General features: G+C 59.4%; 11 protein-coding genes. 5 read left to right on the top strand and 6 right to left on the bottom strand.

Annotation, left to right across the window (positions count from 1 at the left end):
* Nucleotides 1-49: 49 nt before the first annotated feature.
* On the bottom strand, nucleotides 50-1,579 hold the full coding sequence (locus tag ACR0AG_RS18230; RefSeq protein ID WP_480841552.1) for a DUF2125 domain-containing protein: 1,530 nt from the start codon (nucleotides 1,577-1,579) through the stop codon (nucleotides 50-52).
* 132 nt (nucleotides 1,580-1,711) lie between these two features.
* Between ACR0AG_RS18230 and ACR0AG_RS18225 the strand changes: the two genes are divergently transcribed.
* The 3 genes from ACR0AG_RS18225 to ACR0AG_RS18215 are packed head-to-tail and all read left to right on the top strand — an operon-like array spanning nucleotide 1,712 to nucleotide 3,830.
* Entirely contained in the window at nucleotides 1,712-2,461 is a 750-nt protein-coding gene (locus ACR0AG_RS18225) for an SDR family oxidoreductase (RefSeq protein ID WP_480841550.1), read from the top strand.
* Entirely contained in the window at nucleotides 2,458-3,066 is a 609-nt protein-coding gene (locus tag ACR0AG_RS18220) for an enoyl-CoA hydratase/isomerase family protein (RefSeq protein WP_480841548.1), read from the top strand. The genes ACR0AG_RS18225 and ACR0AG_RS18220 overlap by 4 nt, the downstream gene beginning before the upstream one ends.
* Nucleotides 3,063-3,830, top strand: a complete 768-nt coding sequence (locus ACR0AG_RS18215; protein ID WP_480841546.1) for a VOC family protein — start codon at nucleotides 3,063-3,065, stop codon at nucleotides 3,828-3,830. Before ACR0AG_RS18220 ends, ACR0AG_RS18215 begins: the two co-directional genes overlap by 4 nt.
* Here ACR0AG_RS18215 and ACR0AG_RS18210 read toward each other — a convergent pair.
* Nucleotides 3,798-4,094, bottom strand: coding sequence for an HNH endonuclease (locus ACR0AG_RS18210; RefSeq protein WP_480841544.1), 297 nt, complete (start codon nucleotides 4,092-4,094; stop codon nucleotides 3,798-3,800). The two genes, ACR0AG_RS18215 and ACR0AG_RS18210, sit on opposite strands and share 33 nt — an antisense overlap.
* 45 nt (nucleotides 4,095-4,139) lie before the next feature.
* On the opposite strand from ACR0AG_RS18210, the gene ACR0AG_RS18205 reads away from it, so the two are divergent.
* The gene (locus ACR0AG_RS18205) at nucleotides 4,140-5,357 is read left to right on the top strand and encodes a TIGR03862 family flavoprotein (RefSeq protein ID WP_480841542.1); all 1,218 of its coding nucleotides are present in this window, start codon (nucleotides 4,140-4,142) and stop codon (nucleotides 5,355-5,357) included.
* Here the strand turns inward: ACR0AG_RS18205 and holA are convergent.
* The 4 genes from holA to ACR0AG_RS18185 all read right to left on the bottom strand — a co-directional run bounded on the left by holA (nucleotide 5,299) and on the right by ACR0AG_RS18185 (nucleotide 9,912).
* Nucleotides 5,299-6,327, bottom strand: coding sequence for a DNA polymerase III subunit delta (gene holA, locus ACR0AG_RS18200; protein ID WP_480841540.1), 1,029 nt, complete (start codon nucleotides 6,325-6,327; stop codon nucleotides 5,299-5,301). The two genes, ACR0AG_RS18205 and holA, sit on opposite strands and share 59 nt — an antisense overlap.
* Nucleotides 6,324-6,815: an LPS assembly lipoprotein LptE gene (gene lptE, locus ACR0AG_RS18195; RefSeq protein ID WP_480841538.1), complete on the bottom strand. Its 492-nt coding sequence runs from the start codon at nucleotides 6,813-6,815 to the stop codon at nucleotides 6,324-6,326. Before lptE ends, holA begins: the two co-directional genes overlap by 4 nt.
* On the bottom strand, nucleotides 6,802-9,354 hold the full coding sequence (leuS, locus tag ACR0AG_RS18190) for a leucine--tRNA ligase (protein ID WP_480841536.1): 2,553 nt from the start codon (nucleotides 9,352-9,354) through the stop codon (nucleotides 6,802-6,804). Before leuS ends, lptE begins: the two co-directional genes overlap by 14 nt.
* 72 nt (nucleotides 9,355-9,426) lie before the next feature.
* Nucleotides 9,427-9,912: a DUF3576 domain-containing protein gene (locus ACR0AG_RS18185; protein WP_480841534.1), complete on the bottom strand. Its 486-nt coding sequence runs from the start codon at nucleotides 9,910-9,912 to the stop codon at nucleotides 9,427-9,429.
* A gap of 279 nt (nucleotides 9,913-10,191) precedes the next feature.
* On the opposite strand from ACR0AG_RS18185, the gene ACR0AG_RS18180 reads away from it, so the two are divergent.
* A complete protein-coding gene (locus tag ACR0AG_RS18180; protein ID WP_480841532.1) occupies nucleotides 10,192-11,241 on the top strand; it encodes a porin in 1,050 nt (349 codons plus the stop codon).
* The last annotated feature ends 85 nt before the right edge of the window (nucleotides 11,242-11,326 follow it).

Genomic DNA, 11,326 nt, shown 5'->3' with positions numbered 1-11,326 from the left:
GGCGTCGGGCAAAGGGGAAAGACCGACCAATCGGTCTTTCCCAAAGCGTTTACTTGATGCGCTGGCCGTTCGCCAGAATCTGACCATCTTCGGTGAATTCGATTTTCGAAGTCAGCGTGTCAGGCTCTTCCCCGGGGACGGCCATCAGGCCCATCATCATCCGTGCACCCATGGCGTCGTTCTCTGAGACAAAACCCATGCCGATCAGCTTGTCGATCAATGCATTTGCCCCCACCAGCTTCAGGTTGGCAATACCGGAAGGCGTCGGCATTCCGGTCAGCGCGTCGGGCTTTTCATTGTCAAAGGTGAAGTCCCCTTCGCCTGACAATTCCGCCCCCACCAGCGAGACAAGCAGTTCGTTGATTTTCAACGAATGCAGCTCACCCGGTGTGACGTCACCCGTTTCCAGCGTTTCGGCCACGTCGGGGTCCATGAAGTTCACCAGAACCTTGGCGGTGCCGGTGGTGTCCAATGCGATGGTCGCGGGGTCACGCGGCAATTGGGCGGCCGGGTCAAACATGCTCCACAACACGTCGGACATGGTGAAATCGGTCAGGTTGATCCCGAACCCAAAGGGCTGAACCTCTTCCGAGGCCTGCACGGGCATTTCAAGTTTCAGACCGGCTTTGGCCATCGCCATTTCGATCGGGAAGGGCAGGTCTGCGGTTGTGACCGCAAGCTGAGTGCTGTTCTGCTCAAGATCATACACGATGCGCTCGGCATCGATGCCACCCTGAAAACGCCCGCCTTCCGATGAGCTCGACATCGAGAAGGGCTGGCCTTCGGAATTTCCAGACACTTCGGTGTTGCCCGAGCCATAGCTGAATGTGCCCGAGGCAGCAAAGCCCGAGCCATAGAGGTTTTCAACATCCATGACGTCGAAATTGGCGGGGATAACCGTGTCGCCTTCAAAGTCCAGCCCTTGCAGCGCACCTTTGACCAGTGCGTCTTCGCCGCTTTCAGGATCCTGAAACGCGAGGTTGTAGTCCAGGCTGGACGCGCTGAAGCTTTGTTGAATGTCGCGGTTCTCGCCGATTTTCATCAGCGAAGTCCCGGTCGTATCAGCCAGGGTCACCACAAATGCGAACATGTCAGACGGCATCACCTCGCCATCGACTTCGATGGAATCGACCGAGACCTTGATGCTGTTTGCCGAGTAGTCATAGGTCATTTCCTCAGGCGATCCCGAAACAACCATGTCCAGGCCGTCGTTTTCATACAGCAGTTTGGCTGAAAACGCCTCTTCATCCCCTTCGGCACTGCCCGTGATCGAGATCGGGAAGCTGTCGGGAAAACCGATGCCGACAGTGCCGTCGCCGTTTTCGGTCAGGGTCATTTCGGGCATGACCATGCTCATCTGCCCTTCGGCTTCGGGCAGGGCCAGCGCCATGGTGATGTCGGTGATGGTCGTCACGTCGCCGGACACGGATGTCTCACCAGAGACGGTATACCCCATACCGCCCAGATAGGCTTGCCAATCGGCCCAGACTTCATCAGCGGTCAGATCGGCAAAAGCGCCCTGGGTGGCCACGGTATAGGCAACGACCGCACCGAAGGAGTGGCGATAAAATACAGACATATGAGAACCCTTCTCGATAAATTTGCCGGCATCGTCGTGGTTGCGGCGCATATCGTCAAGGGGCAAGGGGTGGACCAATTCCCCGTTTGCGAGGTACGAATTCACACAATTTCAAACCAAGAGGTTTCAAATATGGATATGCAGGGAAAAACAGTACTGATAACCGGCGCCAGCCGCGGCATCGGGGCCGAAGCAGGGCGCGTTTTTGCCGCAGCCGGCGCCAATGTGGCGTTGGTCGCTCGCAGCCATGATCAGATCGATGCCCTGGCTGCGGCCTTGGGAGAAAACACCATTGCCCTTAGCTGTGATGTCAGCGATTTTGCCCAGGTCGAACAGGCTGTTGCGGATTGCGTAGACCGGTTTGGCGGGTTGGATGCGCTGATCGGCAATGCCGGGGTCATTGATCCCATCTTTCATCTGACTAACGCGGATACCGAAGCCTGGAGCAAGGCGATCGATATCAACCTCAAAGGTGTCTTTTACGGGATGCGCGCCGCTTTGCCGATCATGCGGGCCACAGGTGGCGGCACCATCATAACCGTCTCGTCCGGGGCGGCGTCGAACCCGGTTGAGGCCTGGTCTCATTACTGCGCGTCCAAAGCTGGCGCAAAGATGCTGACCGATTGTCTGCATCTGGAAGAGGCGCAACACGGCATCCGCGCCATGGGTCTGTCGCCCGGAACGGTGGCCACGGATATGCAGCGGTCGATCAAGGCCAGCGGCATCAACCCGGTCAGCCAGTTGGATTGGGACGTGCATATCCCCGCCGATTGGCCCGCGCGGGCACTGCTTTGGATGTGCTCGGCCGATGCGGATGAGTTTCTGGGCACCGAAATCTCGTTGCGCAGTGAAGAGATACGCCAAAGGGTCGGACTGATTTGATTGATCTGGTCAAAGAAGACGGGCTGTGGGTTGTCACCCTGAACAACCCGCAAAAAGCCAACGCACTGACGGGTCAGATGTTGCTGGATCTCGTCGACATCGCCGAGGCGGCAAGCGAGGCGCGCGCCCTGATTCTGACGGGGGCCGGTCGTGTGTTCAGCGCAGGTGCGGACCTTGATGAGGCGCGTGCCGGTCTGGCAACCTCGGACCTGTGGGAAAGACTGTCAGGCGCTATTGCGGCATTGCCCTGCCTGACGGTGGCGGCGTTGAACGGTACGCTCGCCGGGGGTGCCAACGGGATGGTGCTGGCCTGCGATCTGCGCATCGCTGTGCCTGCGGCAAAAGTTTTTTATCCGGTCATGAAACTGGGATTTCTGCCACAGCCCTCCGATCCAAAACGCATGGCGGCGCTGATCGGGCCAGCGCGGACCAGGCTGATCATGATGGCGGGCCAAAAGATCACGGCGAGCGAGGCGTATGAGTTTGGTCTGTTCGACAGAATCGTCGACCCTGCCGATTTGATGCAAACGGCCCGAGATCTGGTCGCAGATAGTCTTGCCGCCGACCCTGAAATTGCCCTGGGAATATCAAAGCTATGTCGATGAGACTTGCCGCAGTTCAGTTGCGGGTTGCGAACCCGGATGCCTTGGCCGCATTTTATCGCGATGCGCTGGGCATGTTTGTTCACGCTGAGGGTCAGGTCATGCGCGTCGGCTATCCGGGGCAGGATGCTGACCTGTTGCTGATGCCACAAGGCGGCGGGTATACCCATGATCGCGGGCATCGGTATTGGAAGATCGGCATCACTCTGCCTGATGTCGATCAGGCCGCCGCGCATCTGCGCCAGCTTGGTATCGACGTCAGCACGCCGCGTCAGTTTCTGGACATCGGCTATATGTGCCATCTGAGCGACCCCGAAGGTTTTGTGATCGAGCTGCTGCAACATGATTTTGAAGGCAATCGCCCTGGTGGCTATGGCTCGGGCGCACCGTTCTCGGATGCGCGGATCGGGCAGATCACCCTGCGCACGGGCGATATCGCGGCCGAAGACAGGTTTTGCCGGGATATCGGAATGCGGTTGCTGTCGATGCAGGACGTGGCTGAATATGGCTTTGATCTGCATTTCTATGCATTCACCGACGAACAACCGCCGGTATCGGACCTGTGGGCTGTCGAAAACCGCGAATGGTTGTGGAAACGGCCCTATACAACGCTTGAATTTCAGCACATTGCCGACGCGCAATTTGCGCCAGTACCGGACTATCAGGGCATCGTGATCGACGGGTTGACCGAACCGCTGACGGACGCGTTTGGTGGTCCGGTTCTTCCGAACCCATCAGCGGCCCCGCCTTTTGCCGGGAACCTTTGAGCGGAACCCGGGCGGGCGTTTGCGGACCCAGTTTAGAAATTTCGCCAGCCGGGGATGCGCGCGCAGGGCCTCAACCGTGTGAAAGGCGCGTGCCAGTTCGGCCTCGGACAGGGTTGCGTGCACTTCCTTATGGCAGATCTGATGCAGCAGGACTGTGGGTCCGCCCTTGCCTCCTTTGAGTTTTGGGATCAGATGGTGCAAGCTGCCGCCCCCGTCCGGGATCGGGCGGTCGCAGAGCGGGCAGATCGGATCATCTTCGGTCATCATCGCAGGGTCGCGTTGATGGGCGCGCAAGGCAAGAGGGCAAAAATGGCGCAGGCAGTGGTGATCGGGGCAGGCCCAGCTGGGTTGATGGCGGCCGAGCAGCTTGCATCGGCAGGCCATGACGTTCTAGTGGCCGAGGCCAAACCATCCGTCGCGCGTAAGCTGCTGATGGCGGGGAAATCCGGTCTGAACCTGACCAAAGATGAGCCGTTCGATGAATTTGTGACCGCCTATGCCGAAGCATCGGATTGGCTGCGCCCGATGCTGGCGCAGTTTGATGTGCAGGATGTGCAGGGCTGGGCCCAAGGGCTTGGGCAAGAGGTGTTCACCGGATCAACCGGCAGGGTGTTTCCGAAGTCCATGAAAGCCTCACCCCTTCTGCGCGCCTGGCTGGGTCGGTTGGAAGGCACAGGCGTCCAGATTCGAACACGCTGGCGCTGGGCCGGGTGGGATCGTGACGCGTTGATCTTTGACACGCCCGACGGAGCACAGAAGATCACACCGGCTGTCACAGTGATGGCGCTTGGAGGGGCCAGCTGGTCCCGGCTTGGGTCTGATGGCAAATGGGCGGATTACCTGACCACAAGGGGCGTGGCGCTCAGCCCGTTTGCCCCATCCAACTCGGCGCTTGTGGTTGATTGGAGCGCGCATATGCAGCCACATTTCGGCGCTGCGCTGAAATCCGTCCGCTGGTTTGCTGACGGACAGAACAGCCGTGGTGAAGCGGTGATATCTGCGCAGGGGCTTGAGGGCGGCGGGCTGTACCCGCTGACACCTATGTTGCGCACGGGGGCTGCGCTCTATGTCGATCTGCTGCCTGATCTGTCACCAGAGGACCTGAAACTGCGGTGGAGCGCAAAGCGACCCAAAGCGACCCTGACGCAATGGTTGAAAAGCAGCCTTCGCCTGCCGCCGCAGAAAATCGCGCTGTTCCACGAAATGTCCAAAGGGCAACCACAACGTTCAGCAGATCTTCTCAAGGCTTTGCCGGTTTCCTATTCCGGCCTGCGACCCATGGATGAGGCGATCTCGACCGCGGGCGGCGTGCCGCGTGCTGCTTTAACCGACGATCTGATGCTCAAGGCGATTCCGGGTGTGTTTTGCGCCGGTGAAATGCTGGATTGGGAGGCGCCCACAGGGGGCTATCTGTTGACTGCGTGTCTGGCGACCGGTCGCTGGGCAGGGCGGGCTGCGGCCAACTGGCTTAGCGAGACCGCGCCAGCATCGCCAAACGGATCATCGCCCGTTCGACCAAAGCCATAGCCGGGGCTGTCTGACCAGCCGAACGCAGGGACAGATCAATGTCGGTCAGCACGGTCAGCGCGGTTTGCAGTTTGGGGGCACCCCATCCTTGCGCCTGACGCAGGATGCGATCCCTGCGTTTGCCATAGACCGGAGGCCGCAACTTGCCGATGCCTTGCGCCGCCCCGCCAGGATGCGACGCGCAGGCATAAAGCGTTCGAAAATGCCGCGTCGCACCAATGCAAAGTGTCACGCCATTGGTGCCCTGCGCCTGCAGTCGGCGGATCAACGGGCCAATGTCGCCCGCGCGCCCTTCTGCGACGACATTCAGGACGTCATCCAGCGCCGCCTCGGTCGAGCGCGGGGCGCAGGCCTCGATATCTTCCACTGAAAGAGCTGCGCTGTCGCCGCGCTTGTAAAGCGTCAGCTTCTCAACGGTTTGTGCAAAGTCCCCGGGGCTGAGCGATAGCGCCAGATCGGTCAACGCCGACATCGATTCGCTTGGAATGTTGCGCAACCCGGCCTGTGTCAGCACACGTTCAACCTCGGCGCGCGAGGGCGGGTCGTCGTAAATGCCAACCGCATACGCCATTGGGTGTCCTTCGAACGCCTTGCGTATCTTGGAGCTTGGCTTGAGCTGACCGGCTGTCACGATGATCTGGGCATCGCCTTCGGCCCAATCTTCAAGCGCAGACAGGATCGACGCAGCGGCGGTTTCGGTTGCCTCTTCGACAAAAACCGCGCGTGGTCCGGGAAAAAACCCAACCGCCTTGACCGCATCCAGCAGCAGCGCGGGATCGCCGCGCAGATCAGAGCCGGGGATACGGGTCAGGCGCATTTCCTCTTCGGCACCGGGACCCAGCAAAGCCGCCAGAACCTGCTGCCTTTTCAGCGCCACCCGCATCGCATCCGCGCCATAAATCAATAACCCGGTCTTGTTGGCGTCGGGCTTGGCGAAATACCCGTCTGCCTCGCGCGGGCTCAGCTTCATGCAGACAGGCCCGGCGTGGTGTATAGGCGCGTCACGATCTGATCTGCCAGGATCGACATCAGCCGCTGCGTCGCATCCCGTTCGTCCGCAAGGGTCGAGACGGTTGAACCCGCCGCCGAATAGCCGACAAAATTGGTGACACTTCCAGATGCCATGACCTGCCCGGATTCGTTGGATTTCAACGAATAAGAGGCTGTGCCGTCGACCGTATATCTGTTGGTTTCGTTCGATGTGGTAATCGACGCGGCGCGGGTCACGGTCGATACCGACACATCCAGCCTGTAGGTGTTCCCGGACGAGGCGCTGCGCCCCAACTGCCGCTCAAGATTCTGCACCAACAGGAAGCTGTCGACGTCGCTGGGTGCCGAAACCGCGACCTGACCGTTCAGCGCCGCGCCGCTGCCACCCGGAGCATAAACCGGCTCAAACCCACAGGCCGCAAGGGCCAGTGGCATCAACAACAGAGTTCTGCGATCAAACGACGACATTCACGATCCGGCCCGGTACAACGATCACTTTCTTGGGTGCGCCACCATCCAGCGCCTTTTGCACAGCTTCGGTGCTGAGGGCGATTTTTTCAACCTCTGCCTTGTCCATGTCTTTCGGAACGCTGATTTCCGCGCGGCGCTTACCGTTGATCTGGATTGGCAGGGTGACGGTGTCGTCAACCAGCATCGCCTCATCGGCCAAGGGCCAAGGCGTGACCGCCACCAGCCCTTCGCCGCCCAGCAGCTGCCAGAGCTCCTCGGACAAGTGCGGGGTCATGGGTGACATCAGCTGTGCCAGTGTTTTGGCGGCCTGACGCTTGGCGTCGGTGCCAGCCTTGGATTTGGCCAGCACGTTGGTGAACGCATAAAGCTTGGCGATAGAGGCGTTGAACCCAAAGGATTCGACCCCACCGGAAACATCGTGAATCGCCTTATGCATTTCCCGCAGCAGGGCCTCGTCTTCGGCATTGGCCGGGATGTCCGCCTCGGCGATTTCCGAGGCAATCCGATGCACCCGGCTAAGATGCTTGAACGCGGCCTCAGCCCCTGATGCGGTCCATTCCACGTCACGCTCGGGTGGCGAATCGGACAGCACGAACCAGCGCGCGGTGTCCGCGCCAAAGGCTGAGATGATGCTGACCGGATCGACCACGTTTTTCTTGGATTTCGACATCTTGGCCGAAGGGATGATTTCAACCTCGGTGCCGTCGGCCAGTTTGCCGTCGGTCACGTCCTCGGGCAGGTGATAGACCGGACGGCCATTGGCGTCGCGGGTTTGGTAAATCTCGTGTGTCACCATGCCTTGGGTGAACAGCGCATCAAAAGGCTCGATGGCTTTTTTCGGCAGATGCCCGGTGATATTCATTGCCCGCGCGAAGAAGCGCGAATAAAGCAGGTGCAGAATCGCATGTTCGATGCCGCCGATATACTGATCGACATTCATCCAGTATTCGGCCTCGGCCAGATCAGTGGGTGTTTCCGCACGGGGTGCTGTGAAACGGGCGAAATACCACGAAGAATCGACGAAAGTGTCCATCGTGTCGGTTTCCCGCTTGGCCGGGTCTCCGCAGGACGGACAGGGCGCATCGCGCCAATTCGGGTGACGATCCAGCGGATTGCCGGGGATTGAAAAGTCGATCGGTTTGCCGTTGCCATCGTCGTAAGGCAGCTGAATCGGCAGATTCTCTTTCTTTTCAGGCACCGTGCCGCATTTTTCGCAATGAACGACGGGAATCGGGCAGCCCCAATAACGTTGACGGCTCAGGCCCCAATCGCGCAGACGGTATTTGGTGACACCTTCGCCCCAGCCTGCCTTTTCTGCGAAATCGACCGTGGCGTTGATCGCCTCGTCACCTGTCGCTTCGGTCAGGCCCGCGAAATGGTTCACCCAACGCACCTTTTCGGTCTTGGGTGGGACAAACGCAATCTTGTCGACCGGGGTGTCATCCTCCAGCGCAAAGAACGTATCTACCACTGGCAGGCCGTATTTGCGGCAGAAGTCGAGGTCACGCTGGTCATGCGCGGGGCAGGCAAAGATCGCACCGGTGCCGTAATCCATCAGGATGAAGTTGGCGATCCAGACCGGCAGTTCCCAATTGGGGTCCAACGGGTGCTTGACGCGGATACCCGTGTCATAGCCCAGCTTTTCGCCCGTTTCGATGGCCTCTTCGGTTGTGCCGCCCTTGCGGCATTCCGCAACGAATTCAGCAACTTCAGGGCTTTCAGCCTCCAACGCTTTGGCAATCGGGTGGTCGGGCGAAATACCAACAAATGACGCCCCCAGCAGCGTATCGGGGCGGGTCGTATAGACGCTGATCGGTTCGCCACCATCGGTGCGATCAAAGGAAAACTGCAACCCGCGCGACTTGCCGATCCAGTTCTCCTGCATCAGCCGCACCTTGGCGGGCCAGTTGTCCAGCGTGTCCAGCGCGTCCAGCAGTTCTTCGGAATAATCGGAGATTTTGAAGAACCATTGGGTCAACTCGCGCCGTTCCACCAACGCGCCCGAGCGCCAGCCGCGCCCGTTTTCAACCTGCTCGTTGGCCAGAACTGTCATATCGACCGGGTCCCAGTTTACCACGGCGTTTTTGCGATAGACCAACCCGGCGTCGAGCATATCCAGAAACAAAGCCTGCTGCTGGCCGTAATATTCGGGGTCGCAGGTGGCGAACTCGCGCGACCAGTCGATGGACAGGCCCAGCGGCTTCATCTGGCCGCGCATGTCGGCGATATTGCTGTAGGTCCAGTCCTTGGGATGGCCACCACTGGCCATCGCGGCGTTTTCAGCGGGCATCCCGAACGCGTCCCAGCCCATCGGATGCAGCACGTTGTGACCGGTTGCCAGCTTGTGCCGCGCGATCACGTCGCCCATCGTATAGTTGCGCACATGCCCCATATGAATACGGCCCGAGGGGTAGGGAAACATTTCAAGCACATAGTATTTCGGCTTATCCGCCTTGTGGTTGGCGGTGAAGATCCCGGCCTTGTCCCAGGCCTCTTGCCATTTAGCTTCGATTTCGGTGGCCGAGTAGCGCGACATTATGCGGTCCTTCGTGAATGAAAACGCCGGGTCAGAGCCCGGCGTGGTAATATTGCGAATTTCTGCGGGTTGCTAGAGCTTTTGGTCCGCAATGCGTAGCTGACGGGCGCGCGACAGGATCGCGTCTTCTACAGCGCGCGTGGTTGCGGCACTGACGGGCGCACCACCGCTGGTTTGCAAAGCCACGGAAAGAGAGCGGGCCGCAAGTGCAGGATCGCTGATGTGAACCGTGGCCCGATAGGACCGTCCACCGCCCGGAGGGGTGCCGTATCCGGTCACGATGACGCCGGTAAAGGGATCAACCTCTTGCACGGGCAGGAAATTCAGAACATCCAGCGACGCCGACCACAAGTATCTGTTCACCTGCGTGACTTGTTCATTGGTGTTGGGACCAAAGATATCCCAAATAGTCGAACGATTCGGATCGTTCAGCTCCCGCTCGGAGCTGGAGCTGCCGTCGACAGTGAGACCACTGGCGTCCCCCGGGGGTGGTCCGCCTCGGCAGGCCGCGACCGCGGTGGTCAGTATGGTCAAACCCAGAATCGTCAGCAGGCGCATCGTCAGCAGGTCCTGTATCGCTAGTAATAACTCGTCGAGTGATACTCCTAGACAAGGTCCCGTGTTGCAACAAGCCTATTCTTTACTCACGGGCGCGAGGCGGGCGGCAATCTTGTCTCAAAACGGACTGTGGCATCCTTGCACCAATTCGGGCCGAATGAAGGCGGGACGTTTATGCCAAGCTTGCGCAATGGGGGCAAAAAGAGCGACACGGTGTGCGTGCTGAGACATGTGCAGCAGGCATATGTCGAGTAGAAATTAGAAACCGAGGGAAACAAGATGAAAAAAGTTCTCTTCGCAACGACCGCGCTGGTTGCAACTGCTAGTGTTGCAGCAGCCGACGTTCGCTTCAGCGGCTACGGCCGTTTTGGTATCGGCTATCAGGAAGACCGTTCCGGTACCGTAACCAACTTCAACACCGGTGTGACCACCACGACTGCAAGCGGTGCCGTAAACACCGACGCAACCACCACCGGTACCGCAACTGTCGAAACCGACGAGACCATCCTGGTTTCTCGTTTCCGTCTGAACATTGACGGCGTCGTCGAAACAGACGGTGGCGTTGAGTTCTCCGCTCGTGTTCGTCTGCAGGCTGACGAAGACTCCGGCAACGGCGAGCAGAACGCTGCTGGTCTGAACGGCGCGCGCTTCTCGGTCATCTACGGCGGTCTGCGTGTTGACGCAGGTAACGTTTCGGGTGCCTTCGACAACCTGGCAAACTACTACGGTAACGAGCCTGGTCTGGAAAACTTCATCGGTCAGTACTCGGGCGTCAACTATGACTTCCTGGGTTACTCCTCGACCGGTTCGGGTTCGAACGCTGTGTTCTTCCAGTACGCAGTTGGCGACTTCTCGTTTGGCGCATCGTACGACCAGCGTACTTTCGCTCTGAACGGCGACCCGTTTGACGGCGACCGTTGGGACCTGAGCGCGACTTACACGTTCAACAACATCACCGCCGCGATTGCTTATGGTCAGACCAAAGCTTCGGACGTTTCGGACGAGAAAGAAAGCCTGACCGTCTTCACCCTGGGCGCAGAATTCGGTGACTTCTCCGGTACTCTGTTCGTCGCAGACGATGACGTTCTGGAAGACTCGCTGAACGGTACCGCATACGGTCTGTCCGCAGCGTACAACGTTGGTTCGGCTCTGACCCTGACCGCCGCTTACGGTGACGGTTCGGCAGACGGCGACACCCAGCAGTACGGTATCGGCGCCATCTACGACCTGGGCGGCGGTGCATCGCTGCGCGGTGGTATCGGCAACTCGAAAGTTGGCGACGGCGACAGCTCGCTGCGCGCGGACTTCGGTGCTCAGTTCAACTTCTAAGTTGATCTGAACCACAAGGTTCAAGGGCAGGTCTTCGGACCTGCCCTTTTCTTTTGCGCTCTTTCCTTTTCCCCTGTCTTGGTGT

This window comes from Ruegeria sp. H6 (assembly GCF_056532975.1).
This window is presented reverse-complemented; position numbering and strand designations above follow the sequence as displayed.

What these genes read in the sequence shown, in the direction of transcription:
- holA (WP_480841540.1), bottom strand. Translation starts at nt 6,327, where the DNA reads ATGAAGCTGAGCCCGCGCGAGGCAGACGGGTATTTCGCCAAGCCCGAC.
- ACR0AG_RS18205 (WP_480841542.1), top strand. Translation starts at nt 4,140, where the DNA reads ATGGCGCAGGCAGTGGTGATCGGGGCAGGCCCAGCTGGGTTGATGGCG.
- leuS (WP_480841536.1), bottom strand. Translation starts at nt 9,354, where the DNA reads ATGTCGCGCTACTCGGCCACCGAAATCGAAGCTAAATGGCAAGAGGCC.
- ACR0AG_RS18210 (WP_480841544.1), bottom strand. Translation starts at nt 4,094, where the DNA reads ATGACCGAAGATGATCCGATCTGCCCGCTCTGCGACCGCCCGATCCCG.
- ACR0AG_RS18185 (WP_480841534.1), bottom strand. Translation starts at nt 9,912, where the DNA reads ATGCGCCTGCTGACGATTCTGGGTTTGACCATACTGACCACCGCGGTC.
- ACR0AG_RS18230 (WP_480841552.1), bottom strand. Translation starts at nt 1,579, where the DNA reads ATGTCTGTATTTTATCGCCACTCCTTCGGTGCGGTCGTTGCCTATACC.
- ACR0AG_RS18215 (WP_480841546.1), top strand. Translation starts at nt 3,063, where the DNA reads ATGAGACTTGCCGCAGTTCAGTTGCGGGTTGCGAACCCGGATGCCTTG.
- ACR0AG_RS18225 (WP_480841550.1), top strand. Translation starts at nt 1,712, where the DNA reads ATGGATATGCAGGGAAAAACAGTACTGATAACCGGCGCCAGCCGCGGC.
- ACR0AG_RS18180 (WP_480841532.1), top strand. Translation starts at nt 10,192, where the DNA reads ATGAAAAAAGTTCTCTTCGCAACGACCGCGCTGGTTGCAACTGCTAGT.
- lptE (WP_480841538.1), bottom strand. Translation starts at nt 6,815, where the DNA reads ATGTCGTCGTTTGATCGCAGAACTCTGTTGTTGATGCCACTGGCCCTT.